The organism is Glaciimonas sp. PAMC28666 (assembly GCF_016917355.1).
GTDB lineage: Bacteria > Pseudomonadota > Gammaproteobacteria > Burkholderiales > Burkholderiaceae_D > Glaciimonas.
Window position 1 is genome coordinate 1485259 of record NZ_CP070304.1, and the last position, 19380, is coordinate 1504638.

Consider the following 19380-nt stretch of genomic DNA (forward strand, 5'->3'; position numbering starts at 1 on the left):
CGCTAATCATTGCTAACCATCGCTACCTATTGCTCCCGTCGCTGCCCATCGCTGCCTCTCTTTGCCGTGATCGTTGCCTAGTCCTGCGAGAACACCGCTAATGCAGCGCTCAGATCGCCCATCGGAATCCCGCCATTCGCGACTAAAGCCGCATCTCGCTCAGTCACGCCGTCCAGTGCAGTTAATTGGTAGCGGCGGGTGATGAACCGTAAAATGGATGCGGTGTCATATTGCGTATGATCGATAAAACCTCTGCGCACATAGGGCGACACGAGTATGGCCGGAAGGCGCGTGCCCGGTCCCCATCGATCGCCCTTGGGTGGAGCAACATGATCCCAGAACCCACCGTTTTCATCGTAGGTAACCACGATCAGCATATTTTTCCATTGAGGCCCGGCCTGTAATTGGGCAATTACATTCGCAATATGCGCATCCCCATCAGCAATGTTAGCGTAACCCGCATGTTGATTCAGATTGCCTTGCGGCTTATAAAACGTGACCGGCGGCAAATTTCCCGCCGCGGCATCCTGTAAAAAAGATGCATCGAAATCCTTGAAATGACTGGCACGTTCGGCAGCCCCGGGAACCGTTGCCGGATCGAAGCGACGATAATAATTGAATGGCTGGTGGTGCGGCTGAAACTGAATCTTACCTGCGTAGATAACACTGCGCGGTGCGTTTGAAGCATCAGCCAGTGCGGCATTCCATGCGCCGGAATACCACGTCCAGTTGACACCTTTGGCAGATAAACTATCACCAATCGTAAGTTGTGTTTGCGCGGGCAAAGTGGTGGCCTTGCTTGCGTCGGCATAAGCCAGTACAGAGTCAGTGCCGGCGGCATTCCCACTTGGTTGATACAACGGTTGCATCGTGTTAACCGCATAAAACATGCCGGATCCATCCTTTGGCGTCAGCGTGCTGTCTTTGCGGTAAACCGGTGCGCCGTTCAACACAGAGGTCGGATTGCCGGTACCGGCAATCAGCTTGACCAGCTTACCATTGCCATCAACATCGACAGCCGAAATGCTGTTGCGCGCTGGTGAAGTGACATCATCAGCATGCGGATAAGTCGGAGCGCAAGCACAGATCAGGTATTGATGATTCAAAAATGATCCACCGAACGCACCCATGAAAAAGTTATCCGCCAACGTATATTTTCTGGCGATATCCCACAGTTTCATTTTGCGACCGTCGTAATACCCCATACTCAACCCGCCAGCATCTGAGTAAGCGGCAAATTGATCGTTCTTGCCACCATTAATTTGCATCTGATTATTATAAAATCGATGCACCAGATCACGCGTCACCACCGAAGATTCCGCGAATATGGGGCTGCTCACATCGTCAATCTGGAACGGCTTATTCGGCAGGTTAGCTGACTGCGCCTGCGTAATGACCTTGTTCTGACCCGCCGCAGTCAGGCCGCCCCAGGTTGGCGGCAACACGGGAAGCGTATTGCCATCAAAATCTTTCTGCGGGTAGGCATCTGCACGAATAGAGCGCGAACTCGGATTGACGCCAGGAATGCCGTTAGCGCCTGGAAACAGGCCGTATAGCGTATCGAAGCCACGATTTTCAGCGTAGATCACGACCACGGTCTGGATATTGCGTATCGCCAAAGCGCTGTTGAGCACATTGCCAATGTCCGCCAATCGATCGACTCTGTTCGTTTGAGACGCCAACACCGAATTTGTTGAAATGGCGCTGGCTATCACGTTGCGGACGACGGCATTTTCCGCTTTCATTTTTGCCCCATTTGCACCCGACAATTGGCTGAAATCGACAGTCAGTTGTGCAACATCTACGCCAATTTTAGCGGCCAATTGTTGGCTGGCCGCAGCAAAATTGCCACCGTTAGTATCAACCGCGGCCGCGAGTTCAGTCGACATCGCGCTGATAAACCGCGCCTGTCCGGCTGGCGCACGGAAAATTAATTTTTGCGGCACCGCGATACCAGCATCGCCAGCATCGCCAGCAAAAGGATGTTCAACGGCGTTAGTGTCAATGATCGCAATAACCGGCCGCACCGCCGATCCTGGCAACGTGAACGCGCCATCGGCACTGGTAGTCACGACCGCCGATCGCACATCACAGGTGGCTTTTTTTATCGTATCTTCAAAGCAAACACGCGCGTTTTGATAATAGCCGCCGATTACCTGGCCGTTAGTGGTTGTAACGCTATCGCTCGTTTTCCCAACATCGCCAGTCGGGTTTCCGTTATCGAGGCCATTTCCAATGCTGCTACATGCGCTCAAGGCAATGGAGAAAATAACCAGCAGAGGCGATAATTTCAGCGCGTGAATTGATTGGTTCATGGGTTCTCTTGGATCACAGAAAAAGGCTACTCTATCTTTCCGGTAGGTCGATGCTCGGAAATGAGTATCACGGAATGGCTCACATAGTAATAGTATAAGAAAAAGGCGAGGAACGGTCACCCTTAGCTCGGAGCACCCACCCGGTTCGCCGCTTCTACGTCTGCCTCCAAGGACAGCCACTCAACCCACTTTCCCGTTAGTTACTTCTAAATCCGACGAGATATTTGCAACAACCATCAGCTGAAGATGATCTCTATCGCCATGGGCAACCAATTGCACCTCCGATTTCGTTTGCGCTACTTTTATAGCACAAGCAAGCGCAAGCCACGGTGCGACGTCTTTTGTATCGCCAATACTGTTATCGAGATCGTAAATCGGTGCAAATATTTTTTCTTTCACCAAGCAGGATGTCAGGAAACCAGATTTTTCAATATCAAAACCAGTTTTCCATGTACGCACTACATCGGTTGCAGCAACTTTTCCCCACTTCAACCCATATTCGAGTACATGATTAATTGCATCAAACTTGCCGTGCATTGGTCGATGAATATTGGCAATCGGGGCTAACTTATATTGTTTCGCCATTGCCACCGGTGCGATGAGTAATGCGACACCTGCTTCTGCACTTTTTTCTGGTGGCGCGTTATTCAACAACCGATTCAGTTGAACAAACACCATTAACTTTGCCTCGTGACTCGCAGGCGTGTTAGTGCTATCTAGCCATTGGTCTAATGCCATCAGATCTTTTATCTTGCCTATCTTGACCGTTACCTTGACAGGTAAGTTGTATGCGGCCCAACGGGACTGCCATAGCTCTAAAGTGGTAGCAGGTAGGGCAGAACCGGATAAATCAAGATGCACCGTCAGTCGCAAAGTGGAAGGCAGAGTACGCAACGTATTAGACATATCGCTCAGTAATTGATCAAATAGCCATCCGGTAAGTTGCGCTTGCCGCTCTTTATCGTTTGTCGGCTTGGTTTTTAGTTCTTCTTGCAACGGAGCCAACCATCTCACTTTCATAGGCGCGGTGTCAATTTTTGGGAGCCGTTGAGTAGCGAGGCTTAAGGCTCCAGACAACAGACCGGTAAGTGCGTTCTCTTTTTCATCTGCTGAAAAAATATATGCTGAACCCAGCACACTTAACGGTTGCGCTGCGTCATCGAATACTTTTGCAATATGTTGCTCACGCGCCTCGTTCCACGCAATCGCATCAAGACGTCGGCCCTCATAAACGCTGTAGCGACGCAATACTACAAAAGCGGCAATTCCCATCGGACAAACCGTCACGCAAGACCAGAACCACGGTGTTTGCGTAGATTCACCTTTTGGCCATAACATCAAGACTGCGAAAATGCCCGACAACGTCAGAACAAAAAATACGATCGACCAGATCAAACGCGACGGTGGATTGTTTGGTACTTCTTCCAATGGTGGTAACAGCAAAAAATTGACAGGCATTATTATTACCCGTTCAGAAACCGTTGAGTCGTGGCCGCACGGTGCGTGATACCACATCCCATAACGCAAGGGCTTCGCCTTCGGTCAATGACGCTTTTACGAGCGATTGGCCCTGCATCGATTTATAGAGTGCACCGGTATCCATCGTCAAATTAACGAAGGGTTCTTTCACATGATCGGAACGTGAGTTGGCTTCTAGTGAAAAGTAATTACCAATTACCTTGGCAGCGGTAGTGCCAGACAACAGCCATTCCTCAGCTTGCATGTCCTGCAATTCTACCGTCCCCTTGCGTACAGTTCTGCCACCAGGACTCGACATTATGTATTCATCGATTTGACCTCCGCGTTGTAAAAGCGTAATGGCGTCATGCCCATTGGTATCAGTATCGATATTAAAAAAGACGTCGGGATAGGCGGGGAGCGAAAAAGCGGTATTGGTTTCCTCCTCGTCCTGCGCTTTCGCCGACCAGAATCCCCCCTTGAAACACACACCCGGTTCAGTCGGAATGTCATCATTTTCACGACCACGGACTTTATCCAGCAAGTCAAATATCAACCAGGTTTTTTGCGGAACGTTATTGCCTATCGATTGCATGGTTGCGTCGTCTTTGTAAGCTGAAGTAGTTACATCGTTCGCACCTGTTTGCAATTTAATGCGATACCCGCCATCCCATTTGTAGGCTTCAATTACGCGACTAATATTTTCATCATAGGTATTTTCAAGATGAATAAAATAGTGCGTATTCACGCTGCGTGCCGAACCATGCGCTAACAAAAACTTATAGCCGTCTTGATGTTTCGTAGTCAATAATTCCGCTTCACGATTTGCCACATCACGCCGATATTCTTCCACTGACATTGCCTTTGCATCAAACTCAACCCCCATTATCTTTGCGCCACCCGTAATGGACACGTCGGCGGGCATATCGATTAAGTAGCGTCCAACACATTGCGTTTTTAAATTACTGGTTAGTTTGTTCAAGGTGTTTTTCTCCTGCTCGGTTAGTGGTGCGGGCTGGTGTGAACATGCGGCTAGCGCCAGGGTCAATACCAGGCCGCCGATGAAGCTGGCGCTGGTTAATCTCATTCCTTGTACTCGAGCGTCGTACCCTTGACGTTCTGGGCTATTCTGGTGATCGCCCAAAGGGTAAACATTTGCTGGGGCGTCGGCTTGGCGCCGTCTCCAGATGACGATCTGAATGCACTTTCATGCTCTACATTTGCATAAGATACGCATGCCTTTACGCGGTGTCCCGGGGCGCCGCCGGAACGTATCGGGACGGTACCATCGCCGTTATCACGGGCTTCTCTCATGATATAAGTCGGCGATATCTCGACACCGTTGCTGCGTTGTAGCAACGTTTGTTCGCCAGTGCCATTGTCTGTCACGACTTTTCCGGTCGACATGTCGTCAATTTTTCCTCCCAAACCAAGGCTACGCGCCATGATGGGAAGTCTCCGTTCCCAGACGACATCGCCCCAGGTTTTATGGCTCGCGTCGTCGCCGTAAAAGGCATAGGTGTGCGGGTGATATTTATTGGCAATTTTTTTGTGAAATACTTTCACTTTTTTGAAAATGATGTCAGTATAATTTTTCCAATCCCATTCAACGGTCTGCTTTCCCTTGTCTAGTGGATTGATTAATTTATCGTCACACAGCCCCCACCATTGACCGCGTTGTGCGTAAATTTCCTTATAGGGATCGGTCTCGGGCAAACTCACCACGCTGTTGCCGTCTTTAATTCTGAGCCAATTCATTCCATATTCCACGCTAGGCAACAATTGCAACGGCCCGGGTGACTGCGCAAAAACGGCTGTCATTGTTGCGGCGTCCGGACCAAGTGCGATCCCGGCCATACCGGCGGTACCAGCTTTTATTCGCTTGTACACAATCGCCGCACCGGTGCTTGGCATGACACCGTGAACAATGCCCAAAATTTTATCGCGCTGACCACCGTTTAACACTTCCGAGTAATGGCGGGCAACCAGGCCGCCCATAGAATGCGTAACGATAATCACCTGCTCACAGCGATAGCGAAACGTCTCTCGATAATATGCGATGAATTCATCAATTTTTTTCGCCAGGGTTTCGGCAGAATCGGCATTTGATTGCAGCCAGTTATAACCCACTGCGTGAACCGGAAACTGGTATTTGCACCCAAGCGACCATTCCTCTCTGGTCAACGGTTCCACTCCCTGAGCCTTGGCAACCAGCTCCTGCATCAGACTGGCACGCAAGCCTTTACGTCCATACTCGGTGTCGGCATGTCCATCATTTAAAGCATTCTCCAGCCATACCAATGATTCACCATAACTCAAATAGGCGACTTCTCCCCAACCACGGCGACGTAATTCCGCTTCGGTATGTAGCTTGCGGTCGAGCGTGTAGGTTTGGCCGACGAGAATATTGCCGCCGGCATATACGGTTGTCTTCGTGGGATCGAGTTTTTGCTTGCGCGTCGCTGCGCCTTTTCCAGCCCAGTCCGACGCGACTCCTAGCGATCCATTAACTAACCAGATAGCTTTACCATGATTGGGATCACGTTCATCATCAACTTGCAGGTTCGTCCCCATGACTCCCGGCACAAAAATCACAGGAATTATACGATCGGGCACCATGTGACAAATGGCGATACTATCGTCCGGTGGGGAGCCTACGGATGTGTAATGAACCGATCCATCGTCAGCTATCACCGCAGGAATAATACGTCTGATAGTAGCCATGATTAAAACCCATTCGGTCGAGGAATTAGCGTGCGCGAGACTACATCCCATAAGGCTAAGGCTTCGCCTTCAGACAACGATGCTTCTTGGAGTGACGCAGCTTTCATTAGATGATTAGAAGAAGCCGTGTTCATTGATAACCAGATATAGGGCTCGTCGTTATTGCTTAGCTTGGAATTAGCTTCAAGCATAAATATATTGCCAATTGTTTTTAGTGGTGTCACGCCGGCGATTAGCCACTCTTCCGCTTGCATGCTTTGCAGCTTTATTCGACCTTTGCGCACCGTTTTTCCGTCCGGTGTATTTTTGAGGACTTGATTAATCTGACTGCCCCGCTGCAAGAGGGTGTCGGATTCGTGCGTATTTGTATTGGTCTCAAAACCAAAATCCACATCCGGGTGATTACGTAGCACAAATTGTGCACCTGCCTCCTCATTATCTCCAGCCTTCCCTTGCCAAAATCCCCCCTTGAAACACACCCCCGGTTCAGTCGGAATGTCATCATCATCACGACCACGGACTTTATCCAGCAAGTCAAATATCAACCAGGTTTTTTGCGGAACGTTATTGCCTATCGATTGCATGGTTGCGTCGTCTTTGTAAGCTGAAGTAGTGACATCGTTCGCACCTGTTTGCAATTTAATGCGATACCCGCCATCCCATTTGTAGGCTTCAATTACGCGACTAATATTCTCATCATAGGTGTTCTCAAGATGAATAAAATAGTGCGTATTCAAGCCGCGTGCCGAACCATGCGCTAACAAAAACTTATAGCCGTCTTGATGTTTGGTAGCAAGTAATTCCGCTTCACGATTTACCACATCACGTCGATATTCTTCCACTGACATTGCCTTTGCATCAAACTCAACCCCCATTATCTTTGCGCCACCCGTAATGGACACGTCGGCTGGCATATCGATTAAGTAGCGTCCAACACATTGCGTTTTTAAATTACTGGTTAAGTCGTTCACGGTGTTTTTCTCCTGCTCGGTTAGTGGTGCGGGCTGGTGTGAACATGCGGCTAGCGCCAGGGTCAGTATTAGTCCTGCGATCGCGCAGAAAATGTTTTGCATCATATTTTTCCAGGCCTGCGTGATTACTCGGGGTCAATGCGCAAGCGCACCTTATCGGTGAATAGCATTTTTTGTAGTCCTGTTCTGCCTTCGCTATCAGTCATGCCTTTGGTCACGCTCCCATCTTCGTGGATCACAGAAAATCCGCGATTTTTTATTGGACTATCGTCATGTCGCCATGTCATGCTGAACTGTTCGTCAAACGGGATGTGCTTCCAAGAATTCATCGATTCAGCCAATGAACTTGGCCCCTGTCGTCGAAACGCAGCAGATTTTATTTCAAGATCACCTCGCGTACCTTGCTCGATGCCGGTAGCCGATATCTTTAAGTACGAACCACCGCAGGTAAGTAATAGCTCCTCCTTTGCAGAAATAGTGATGCGGCCATTGACGCTGCTAATCTTCATATCTTGGTCCGATAGCAGACTCATCTTGTCGCGTTGTGCTTGTATTTCCACCTTACCTTTAGCCGCATACAGCTTCATTCCGAGCTTCTGCGCAAACAGCGATATCGCTTCACCGGCGGCAACAGTCAATTTTTTCATGACACCGATATCGGCGTTGCCACCAGCCGTAGCGATGATGTTTTCTGCTGCGCTAATCTGTAGATGCTCACCTGACACCAGCCCGATACCAGCCGGGGAACTGATCAAAATTCCAGCTTTCTTTAAGCTTGATAATGTGTCGTTGAAGAGCGCCTGCTGCTTCGTGTAATCGACGGAAATGGCCTCTGCTGCTTTGGCCGCAGCACCAAGCGCTTCCATTTGTTGCAGAGCCTGTTGCAGCAATGCTTGCGCAGCCTGCATATCAAGCTGCTCCCCATTCGCCAGCGGCTGCACATCCGCTGACAATAGAATGCCTTTCCCGCCGCGCAGGCTCAGATGGTCATCGGTGCGCAACTCGGCACCGGCACCGCGCTGGGTATTTTTATGATCGACCAGATGTCCAAGATTGAGCTGGCTCTTGCCGAACTCGGTAGCCAGCTTGATGTGTTCTTGTCCTTTCCAGTCTTCCATCCGCAGCTTGTTGTTACGCTGGGTCCGGATCACATTGCGACTGTTGCGGCGGTCTTTGGCGGTGATCAGATCGCTGTTTTGGCTATCGTGCAGCGCCGCCGCAATATAAGGGCGGTCGGGATCGCCATCGTGGAACGCGACCGCTACAGCGGTGCCGTCGATTAACGGGAAGTGAAAGCCGGTTTGCAGGCTCCCTGCAAACGGTTTCGCCAGCCGCATGCGGCAGCTGCTTGGCGCATTGGCCGTTTTAGGATCGCGGTCGAAATCGAACTGCACCACATAATCGCCGTTGAGATCGATATAGGCGTAAGGGTATTTATTGGGTGAGGCGATGCGGGCGCTGACCGTGCCGCTGATTTTTGGCCAGTCTGCTTCGTTCAATGGCAGGCGATAAATCCGGTCCGACGGAATTGCGGTATAGCTGTTGTGGTAAGCGCTATCGCGGGCGCCATGATGGGTGATTTTGGTGATCAGTTGACCGTATTCGGCGTCCGGTAACACCTTGTTCGTGAACCGGAACACGGCACCCGGCGCGAGATGGAGCACGTTGCTTTTGCCTTGGTACAGCACCTGTTCACAGAGCGCTGCTTCATGCCGCAACTGGCCTTCCCATTCGGCCTGCACCGGGTCCAGATGCAAGGTGCCGTAGGCAGTGGAGTGTCCGAAGGTGGTCTTGTCGTTGTGCATCAAATTGACTTCGGTTTCAATTGCATGCGGCGCCACCAGCCGATTGACGTCCCGGACGATAAACGATTGGGGGATGCTTTTGGCATGGGTTTCGAAGGCGTGGACGGCTTCGGCACCGACGCTTTCCAGCCCGGCCTGTTCCGACATCGGCGCAGATAATGCGGGCGTGCGGCGGTAGTGGGTTAAATCATCGCCGAAATGCACGACTTCCCCAAAATCCCCGGCATCCATACGAAACCAGATGCCGCTGCGGCGGCATAAACGCTGGATAAACGCCAGATCGTTTTCCTGCCATTGGATCACAATCGGACGTTGTTCATAACTACGATAGAGCGTAAAGCTAAAGCGTGCGGTGTCTTTATCGAAGCCGTATTCGCGCAAGATACTTTCGATGACTTGAGGAAATGTCTGGTTCAGGAACAGGCGGCAGCGGGTGACATTGCGTAGCCTGGCAAGTGACGATTCCAGCACGATTTCATAGGTACTGACATCGCGATTGCTGCTGAGCGTATTGAAGCCGCTGATGATGCCTTGCATTTTGCGGCCGATGCCCAGGATGGGCAATCCGGGTAAGGTCGGCGGCGCAATCGTAAAGGTTGCTGGCATACCGACAAAACTGGATCGGGGTAAATCAGGCAGCGGATGGGTGACGCGCAGCACGAAACAGTTCGGCTGCCCCATTTCTTCGCTGCCTTCGAACTGGACGATGCTGAAGCCCGGAGTGACGGCGGCGGCTCGCGGAATCGTCAGCGTGTAGGGTTGCAAGCTGGGTAGCCCCCGTGATGTTGCCAGTGCGTTCATGCCCATGAAACGTATCTCCGATGTGCGACTTTAATATTAATAATTCACATAATCCCGTCTTTAAATAATATCTTTTTTTATATTAATATTTACTGGCAGGCGTACATGGGACTCTTCAATAATACGAAGTTACTTTGAATTATCTGCAATCTAACAGAATAAAATTGGCTGGTATATTGGGTAAATTCTTAAGTACAAATCCTGTATTAGTTGGTCTTCAAAAAAATATCAGCTATTTCGAAAGATAATTGAAAATAGACGGAGAATGATTTATGGAGATATACTTGATATTTACACCATCGTTTCAAAGCATTGGATAGTCCGAATCGGCGCTCAATTGACCCGTTTTCTATCCGAGAACCAGGATATAACCGACGAAATGCGCGATAAAGAAAAATGAAAAGGAGGAGAAATCAGAATAGGCACAGTGATAATCGATTAATTTATTTGCAGATTATAAATAAAAAATATCACACCCATAAGTGATTAACGATCCGCGCACACATATATAAAAAACTAGGATAATACTTAAGTTAAGCCGCCATTTTTCTGCGACTAATTATTATTAAATAATCATTGATAATGAGCGACCATCCATTAAGTTAAGATAAAAGAAAAATAGTAGGGATTTGATTGAAATAGACGAATTCAACTATGAAGCATTTGATACCCATTCTCCAATTAGAGTTTCGGTTGCAAACCTATTGGCAGAGAACCGCCCAGCTCCACCAATGTTGACGGCCTCACAATAGATGTTCAAACTTACGCAAATCACTCCTCGTCACTGCGAAATTCCGTGAGTTCTCCGATGCTATCTGCCGCAATCGCTTTACTATCCCGCGCCGCGGTTCTTCTGTTGACGGTCGCAGGATCACATTTTGCATTGGCGGCTACTCTCGGAACCGATACGACGTTGCAGTCGGCACCCTCGCCAGCCTATGTCGGCGCCGCTTATGCACCAGGCAATAAAATCCAGCCTAGCGTCGCAGCCATGACAGCACTGGGACGGATCATGTTTTTTGACCGCTCGCTATCTGCCTCGGGGAGACAGTCTTGCGCCTCTTGTCATAGCCCCGACCATGCATTCGGGCCTCCCAACAATTTGGCGGTGCAGTTAGGAGGCAACCGGATGGCGACGTCGGGCACGCGTGCGGTACCCTCGCTGCGCTATCTGCAGAACGTTCCGGCTTTTACCGAGCACTTTCATGACAATGATGGCGACGATAGTATCGATGCCGGGCCGACTGGCGGCCGTAATTGGGATGGGCGCGCATCTTCCGCGCATGATCAGGCGGCGATTCCTCTGCTATCGACGCACGAAATGGGTAATCTCAGCCCGGTCGCGGTGGTCGAGAAACTAAAAAAATCCGCGTATGCGGCGCTGTTTCGCGAAACGTTAGGCCAGGATATTTTTGAACATCCGCAGGGTGTGCAGAGTGTATTTTTGCAGGCGACGATGGCGTTGGAAATTTTCCAGGAAAGTTCCGCTGATTTTTATCCCTACACTAGCAAATACGATGCGGTTTTACGCGGTCAAACGACGCTTAGCAAGCAGGAGTTGCGGGGCCTTGCCTTATTCAATGATCCGGCTAAAGGCAACTGCGCGTCCTGCCATATCAGCGCGATCAAACCGGATGGTGGCTTTCCGCAATTTACCGACTACGGTTTGATTGCTATTGGGGTTCCGCGGAATAGTCATATTCCCGCTAATGCCGATCCAGCATTTTTCGACATGGGTTTATGCGGCCCCGATCGTACCGATTTGCGGGATAGAACCGAATACTGTGGCTTGTTCAGAACGCCCTCTTTACGCAATGTCGCGCTGCGCAAAGTCTTTTTCCATAACGGCGCTTTTACCAGTCTGGAACAGGTGTTGAAATTCTACGTGGAGCGCGATACGCAACCGCAGAAATGGTATCCGAGAGGAAAAGATGGCAACGTGCAAAAGTACAATGACTTGCCGGTGAACTTTCACGATAACGTGAACGTGGAACCGCCATTCGGTCGAAAGGTTGGGCAAGCTGCGGCACTGACGGCGCGCGAAATCAAAGATGTGATCGCATTTTTAAAAACACTAAATGATGGCTTTATCACTGCACCGGAAAAGAAATAGATTGGTGCGACAGCATCAAAGTAGCCGCCACCATCATTCATAAGCAGCGCAGTCAACATTTGAAGAAGAGCCGCATGTGGATTGACTTGGACGGTTTTCTTCCGGCATCTTCCCTAGCAATGAGGCACGATTTTCCAATGCCCGTTTGAGCGTCAGACTATTGCGCTACCGCCTCTTCTACCAAGGTAGTTGCCAGCAGTTTTTTAATTTCAGGGACGCACGATCCGCAGTTCCCTCCCGCCTTGAGGCAGGTAGTAACTTGCGTGACGGTGGACAATCCTTGTTCGCGGATAGCATTGCAGATGGTGTTGCGCCCGACCCCGAAACAGGAACAAACCGTCGGTCCGGCGTCGGCGCCTTTTTCAATCGGTTGCCCGATCAGAAGGCCGACACGGTCCGCATCTTCGAGATGTTCCTTGGCGAACAAACTTGCCAGCCACGCGCGGGACGGAAGGTCTGGCCTCGGAGAAATGAACACGCAAGTATCAATCCGGTCATCGACCAGATGCGCGGCGCGATACACGCCTGCAGTGGTATCCGCATATTCAATCCAATCTGCTTCTGGATCGGCTATTTTTAGTAATTCCCGCGTCCATTTTCCGTGATCGTTAATAATATTGCGACCCGCCAGTTCGTAGCGCGCAAAGGTGCGCCCCTGAATCCGCGTCCAATGGGTTACGCTATCCAATCCAACCTCTTGGCGACTGAGAATAAAGCCATGCCACGCCACCGGAAAATCGTCGACTCTCACCGGCGTATGTTTAAACTCAGGCTCGCCGGAAACCGGGTCCACAACAGGATTGACGACAGCGCCAATGCGCGCGTCGGATGCTGATTGATTGCTCCAGTGAATCGGTACGAACAGGCTGCCACGTGCAATTCCGCCGCCATGCTGTACTCGCGCCACCATCGCGCCCCACTTCGATGAAACGCGCGCCAGACTGCCTTCGCGCACGCCGTACAATAAGGCATCTTGCGGATGCATGTCGATAAACGATTCCTGCACGTGATCAGCCAATTTTGCGGATTTTCCGGTACGCGTCATCGTGTGCCATTGATCGCGCACGCGACCGGTGTTCAGCGCCAGCGGATAGTCTTCATCGATGGCGTGGAGCGGCGCACGTGGTGGTGTGGCGATAAAGCGCGCTTTGCCATCCGGGTGGGAATAACGCTTATCCTCAAACAACCGCTGGGTGCTGGTAAGCACCCCCGCCGCATCCCGCAATACGGGCCATTGAATCGGTTGTAACGCATCGAATTGCGCTTTATCCATGCCGGTCAGGCCAGCCAGATTAAACACCCGTGGCGTGACATCACCTGCGGCCGGTCCATTGGAACATGTGCTTAAGCGTGCGTGCTCATCAAAAATTTCATGTGCGCTATTAAACTCAAACCCGCCAAAACCCATACGCTGCCCTACGCCGCACAAAACCTTCCAGTCAGCGCGCGCTTCTCCGGGTTCGGTTAAAAATGCACGTTGACGCGAGATGCAACGTTCTGAATTGGTGACGGTCCCATCTTTTTCGCCCCAGCCCAATGCGGGCAACAATACGTCAGCAAATGCATTGGTATCGGTTTTTTCGATAATGTCCGACACCACCACCAACTGGCATTTAGAGAGCGCTCGTTGTACCTGATCGGCATCCGGCAGGCTGACCATCGGATTGGTCGCAATGATCCAGACCGCCTTGACCTTGCCTTGCTCAATTGCCTGAAACAAATCAATTGCTTCTAATCCCGGCTTGTCAGCAATCTGTGGCGAATCCCAGAAGGTCTGGACCGTGCGTCGATGCGTGACGTTATCCAGGTCCATATGCGCGGCCAGCATGTTAGCCAGGCCACCGACTTCACGACCGCCCATTGCATTGGGTTGACCGGTGATCGAAAACGGGCCCATGCCGGGTTGGCCGATACGTCCACTAATCAGGTGGCAATTGATAATGCTGTTAACTTTATCGGTGCCCGAAGAGGATTGATTAACCCCTTGAGAAAATGCGGTGATGACTTTTTTTGAGCCTGAAAATAGCTGATAAAACGTCAGTAGATCTTTTGGATCAAGTTTACAAATCTTCGCGACCGTCAACAAATCCGCGCTGCTGGCTTCTGCAGCGGCAAGCGCGTCGCTAATACCGTTCGTGTGGGCGGCGACAAAACCATTATCGATCGCGCCATTATTTGCCAGATAATGCAACAGTCCATTGAATAGCCAGACATCGGTCCCTGACTTGACCGGTAAATGTAAATCAGCTGACTCGCACGTCGCGGTGCGGCGCGGATCAATCACGATCAACTTCACGTCCGGGCGCGCTTCCTTGATTTTTGTAATGCGCTGAAACAGGATGGGATGACACCAGGCGGTATTCGATCCAACCAATACCACCACGTCTGCGAGTTCCAGATCCTCATAACACACGGGCACCAGATCTTCGCCGAATGCGCGCTTGTGTCCAGCCACTGCGGAGGACATGCACAAGCGCGAATTGGTATCGATATTGGCACTGCCGATATACCCCTTCATCAGCTTGTTGGCAATGTAATAGTCCTCGGTCAATAGCTGACCGGAGACGTAGAACGCAACGGCATCCGGTCCGTGACTGGCGATAATGTCGTTGAAGCCCACGGCGACTTTATCGATCGCCTGATCCCAGCTTGAACGCTGCATTATGTTGGTAGTGACATCCCTTATCTGGGGATAAAGAAGCCGTCCATGAAGATCGACCGTCTCATCCAGCGCGGACCCTTTTACGCACAAGCGTCCACTGTTGGCTGGGTGCGTCTTATCGCCAGCGATGCCGATTTTTCCAGCGGGCAGCACGGTGGCAACAACGCCACAACCAACGCCACAATATGGGCAAGTCGTTAGGGTCGTTTTCGGTATCAGCCCGCCAGTAGGTGCTTCAACGGATGACAGCGGAGGCTGGGAGAGATTCACGGTAGGTTCCTCATCAGGCGGCTTGGGCGCACAGGGCCTGACCGAATAGTAATTGATTGCGCAGCGAGGAGACGTCAGTTTTGTTTTGAATCAGATCAAAATACCACGGACCATCTTTTACGTCGCCGTATAGTACCGCGCCGACGATTTGATTGTCTCTGAGCACCAGACGTTTATAAATACCCCGGCGCGGGTCGCGCAGCACCAGTTCTTCACTGCCATCGCCACCGATGAAATCGCCGGCAGAATACAGATCAACCCCGGTTACCTTAAGTTTGGTAGCCGTGGCTTGCTGGATATAACGACGATGACCCGCACCAGCCAGATGTGCGCCGCACACCCGGGCCTGATCCCAGATTGGTGCTACCAGACCGAAAGTGGAGAGCCGATGCTGTACGCATTCGCCCACCGCATAAATGCGCGGATCAAACGTTTGTAGCGTGTCGTCCACCACGATTGCGCGGTCGCAATGCAGGTGGGCTTTTTTTGCCAGCGCGATGTTTGGACGCACGCCTGCCGCCATGACCACCAGATCAGCCGGTATCTCGGTACCATCTTTAAAACGCACCGCTGTGACCCGCTCTGAACCCAGAATCTCGGTAGTGTGCGTCTCAAGCATGATCCGCAAGCCCTTCAATTCCAGGGCCTTTTTCAGCAATGCAGAGGCGGGCTTATCCAGCTGTTGATTCATCAAACTATCCGCCACGTGGACCACGGTGACGTCCATGCCCTGACGCATCAGCCCGTTGGCTGCTTCGAGGCCAAGCAAGCCACCACCGATCACCACAGCGTGACGATGATCGCGGGCCGCAGCGAGCATCGTCTCCACATCCTGAATATCGCGAAACGCAATCACACCCGGCAATTGATGTCCGGGAACCGGAATAATAAAAGGGGTCGAACCGGTGGCTAGCAGGAGCCGGTCGTATTTCACCTCGACGCCCGAGCGCGAGCGGACCAGACGCCGCCGACGGTCAATCACATCGATCGGATCACCCGCATGCAATGTGATGTTATTTTGCTGATACCACTCGCGCGTATGCAGCATGATGTCTTCCACAACTTTATCTCCCGCTAACACGGGCGACAATAATATGCGGTTGTAATTACCATACGGCTCGGCCCCAAAGACGGTGATGTCGTATAAATCTGGCGCCAGCTTTTGTAATTCTTCGACCGTGCGCATGCCAGCCATGCCGTTACCGATGACCACCAGCGATGGCTTGGTTCGCGCAGCCTGCCTGGCCGGTGCGGCGTTCATACGCCGACCCAGACCTTCCCATCCACAACCCGCGTCGGATAGGCACTGACAGAATGTTCCGGATATTCCAGGCATTCTCCTGTTTGCAAATCAAAATGTTGCTTGTACATCGGAGACGCCACAACGATGCGTTCGCCCAGATTGCCGACCAGGCCGCGAGACAACACCGAAGCCTGTGCATGCGGATCGAAATTACTAATCGCAAAGACACGGTCTGCGCCATCGATGACGTGAAATAGCGCAACTTGCGCACCGTTAATCAATGCGCATACACCGGTGTTTGGCACGATCTCGTTGAGTTCACAAACGGCAACCCAGTTATCCAATTGAGGATCGCTATGCATAATTCTTTCTCACTTTCAATGGACGACTAATCTATATTGATGACGCTTGACTGACAACAATTCATTGCCATCAGATAGCTTCTGCCAGAGTCGGCGTTGCCGGCGCAACAGGATCAATCGGGGCGATAGGGACGATAGGAATGACCCGCGCCGACCGCTCTACCAACGTTGCTGGCCGAATCTGCCCGCGCTCTTCCATGAACACGACGTTTTCGTCAACCTGATCTGTATTGACGAAATGACGGAAGCGCTTGCGCGTCTCTGGATCGTTCACCGCTTTTTTCCATTCGCATTCGTAAGTGTCTACCACTTCCTGCATTTCTGCTTCCAGCTCGCCAGCAATGCTCAGCTTGTCGTTTAAGATAACTTCCTTGAGATAGTCAAGGCCACCCTCAAGGTTGTCGCGCCAGACGCTGGTGCGTTGCAGGCGATCTGCGGTACGTACGTAAAACATGAGGAAACGATCGATGGTCTGGATCAGCGTTGCCTTATCCAGATCAGAGGCCAGCAATTCGGCGTGACGCGGCTTCATTCCGCCGTTGCCGCAAACGTACAGATTCCAACCTTTTTCGGTCGCAATAATTCCTACGTCCTTACTTTGGGCTTCGGCGCATTCACGCGTGCAACCGGATACGCCGAATTTGATTTTGTGCGGCGAACGCAAACCTTTGTAGCGATTCTCCAACTCGATTGCCAGCCCCATACTGTCATCGACGCCATAGCGGCACCAGGTCGAACCGACGCATGACTTTACGGTCCGCAGCGACTTGCCATAAGCATGACCGGATTCAAAACCTGCTGCGATCAACTCTTCCCAGATTGGCGGCAATTGCTCAACCCGCGCGCCGAACAGGTCGATCCGCTGACCGCCAGTTACCTTGGTGTATAAGCCGTATTTTTTTGCGACCTGACCGACCGCGATCAAACCGTCAGGCGTGACCTCACCACCTGCCATGCGTGGCACCACAGAGTAGGTTCCGTCTTTCTGAATATTGCCCAGAAAATAATCGTTCGAATCCTGTAGGCTGGCGTGTTCTTTTTTGAGCACGAAATCGTTCCAGCAGGAAGCCAGAATGCTGGCCGCTACCGGTTTGCAAACATCGCACCCCAAGCCTTTTCCATGCTGCGTTATCAGCGCATCGAAACTCTTGATCTTGCCAAAGCGGACCAGGTGATAAAGTTCCTGACGGCTGTATGAAAAGTGCTCGCAAACATGATTGTTGACTGCAAGACCTTGCTTCTTCATTTCCGACTTCATGATCTGCGTTACCAGCGCCACGCAGCCACCACAAGAAGTACCTGCCTTTGTGCAGCTTTTCAAATCTCCGATATTGGTGACACCACCGCATACCGCCGCACATAAATCGCCCTTGGAGACGTTGTTACACGAGCAAATTTGTGCTGTGTCGGGTAATGCGTCAACCCCAAGACCGGGCTTGGCGTTACCGTCAGCTTGCGGCAGAATCAGGAACTCGGGTGCCTCTGGCAATTCGATCCGGTTCAACATCATCTGCAGCAATGTGCCGTATTCGCTCGCGTCGCCGACCATCACACCGCCGAGCAGGAATTTACCGCAATCCGAGACCACAATTTTTTTATAAATCTGTTTGCGCTCGTCGGTAAAATGATACGAGCGACTACCGGGAGCGTTACCATGCGGATCACCGATACTGGCGACGTCGACACCCATCAATTTGAGTTTGGTGCTCATATCGGCGCCGGTGAATTCGCCGCTTTCGCCCAATAAATGTTTGGCTGCAATGCGCGCCATGTCATAGCCTGGAGCGACCAGACCAAATATTTTTCCATTCCAGAGTGCACACTCGCCAATCGCGTAGATATCCGGATCGCTGGTCAGACAGCGATTGTCGATCACGATTCCGCCACGCTCGCCGACTGCTAACGCGCTGCTGCGGGCCAACTCGTCGCGCGGTCGGATCCCGGCAGAAAAGACGATCATATCGGTATCCAAATGGCTACCGTCAGAGAAGTTCATGCGGTGCGTGCCGGCTTCGCCGTCAACAATCTCAACCGTATTCTTTTGCGTGTGCGCTGTCACGCCGAGGTCTTCAATTTTCGCACGCAATACACGCCCGCCGCCTTCGTCGACTTGCATTGCCATCAGACGGGGTGAAAATTCAACCACATGCGTTTCCAGATTCATGTCACGCAAGGCTTTCGCACATTCCAATCCCAGCAAACCGCCGCCGATGACGACGCCAGTTTTAGAGCGCTGACCACATTCGAGCATGGCCTCCAGATCTTCGATCGTCCGATAGACAAAACAGTCCTTACGATCTTTACCTGGAACCGGAGGCACAAAAGGATACGAGCCGGTGGCGATGACTAATTTATCATAAGACAGCGTTTCACCGGTACTGACTGTCACCGTTTTGGCAATGCGATCAATGACGCTCGCTTTGGCGTTCAGTTTGAGCAAGATATTGTCGCGCTCAAAAAATCCTGCAGGCACCAATGACAAATCCTCGGCCGATTTCCCTGAGAAGAACTCGGACAAATGGACCCTGTCATAGGCCGGGCGCGCTTCTTCGCACAAGACAGTCACTTCCAGATGCGGTGCTCCGCTATCGGCCAGACTTTCCAGAAATTTATGACCCACCATGCCATGGCCAACGACGATAATTTTCATGATCTG

General features: G+C 51.4%; 11 protein-coding genes. 1 reads left to right on the top strand and 10 read right to left on the bottom strand.

Going from position 1 to position 19380, the window contains the following annotated elements; genetic code table 11:
• Window positions 1–77: 77 nt before the first annotated feature.
• From acpA to JQN73_RS06345, 6 genes are all read right to left on the bottom strand, one after another.
• Complete coding sequence (acpA, locus tag JQN73_RS06320; RefSeq protein WP_205322259.1) at window positions 78–2315, bottom strand: acid phosphatase; 2238 nt, start codon at window positions 2313–2315, stop codon at window positions 78–80.
• Between the two features lie 180 nt (window positions 2316–2495).
• Entirely contained in the window at window positions 2496–3587 is a 1092-nt protein-coding gene (locus tag JQN73_RS06325) for a hypothetical protein (RefSeq protein WP_205322260.1), read from the bottom strand.
• Window positions 3588–3786: 199 nt separating this feature from the next.
• Complete coding sequence (locus JQN73_RS06330; RefSeq protein ID WP_205322261.1) at window positions 3787–4860, bottom strand: T6SS immunity protein Tli4 family protein; 1074 nt, start codon at window positions 4858–4860, stop codon at window positions 3787–3789.
• The gene (locus JQN73_RS06335; protein ID WP_205322262.1) at window positions 4857–6497 is read right to left on the bottom strand and encodes a triacylglycerol lipase; all 1641 of its coding nucleotides are present in this window, start codon (window positions 6495–6497) and stop codon (window positions 4857–4859) included. The genes JQN73_RS06330 and JQN73_RS06335 overlap by 4 nt, the downstream gene beginning before the upstream one ends.
• Before the next feature lie 2 nt (window positions 6498–6499).
• Entirely contained in the window at window positions 6500–7573 is a 1074-nt protein-coding gene (locus JQN73_RS06340) for a T6SS immunity protein Tli4 family protein (protein WP_205322263.1), read from the bottom strand.
• Window positions 7574–7593: 20 nt separating this feature from the next.
• On the bottom strand, window positions 7594–10080 hold the full coding sequence (locus JQN73_RS06345; RefSeq protein ID WP_205322264.1) for a type VI secretion system Vgr family protein: 2487 nt from the start codon (window positions 10078–10080) through the stop codon (window positions 7594–7596).
• An 802-nt stretch (window positions 10081–10882) separates the two neighbouring features.
• On the opposite strand from JQN73_RS06345, the gene JQN73_RS06350 reads away from it, so the two are divergent.
• The gene (locus JQN73_RS06350; RefSeq protein WP_205323218.1) at window positions 10883–12187 is read left to right on the top strand and encodes a cytochrome-c peroxidase; all 1305 of its coding nucleotides are present in this window, start codon (window positions 10883–10885) and stop codon (window positions 12185–12187) included.
• A gap of 157 nt (window positions 12188–12344) precedes the next feature.
• Here the strand turns inward: JQN73_RS06350 and JQN73_RS06355 are convergent, their stop codons facing one another.
• From JQN73_RS06355 to nirB, 4 genes are all read right to left on the bottom strand, one after another.
• Window positions 12345–15119 (bottom strand): molybdopterin-dependent oxidoreductase, encoded by a 2775-nt coding sequence (locus JQN73_RS06355; RefSeq protein WP_370551323.1) that lies wholly within the window; start codon window positions 15117–15119, stop codon window positions 12345–12347.
• 13 nt (window positions 15120–15132) lie between these two features.
• Entirely contained in the window at window positions 15133–16380 is a 1248-nt protein-coding gene (locus tag JQN73_RS06360) for an NAD(P)/FAD-dependent oxidoreductase (RefSeq protein WP_205322265.1), read from the bottom strand.
• A complete protein-coding gene (nirD, locus tag JQN73_RS06365; protein WP_205322266.1) occupies window positions 16377–16724 on the bottom strand; it encodes a nitrite reductase small subunit NirD in 348 nt (115 codons plus the stop codon). Before nirD ends, JQN73_RS06360 begins: the two co-directional genes overlap by 4 nt.
• 70 nt (window positions 16725–16794) lie before the next feature.
• Complete coding sequence (gene nirB / locus JQN73_RS06370; RefSeq protein WP_205322267.1) at window positions 16795–19374, bottom strand: nitrite reductase large subunit NirB; 2580 nt, start codon at window positions 19372–19374, stop codon at window positions 16795–16797.
• Window positions 19375–19380: the final 6 nt, after the last annotated feature.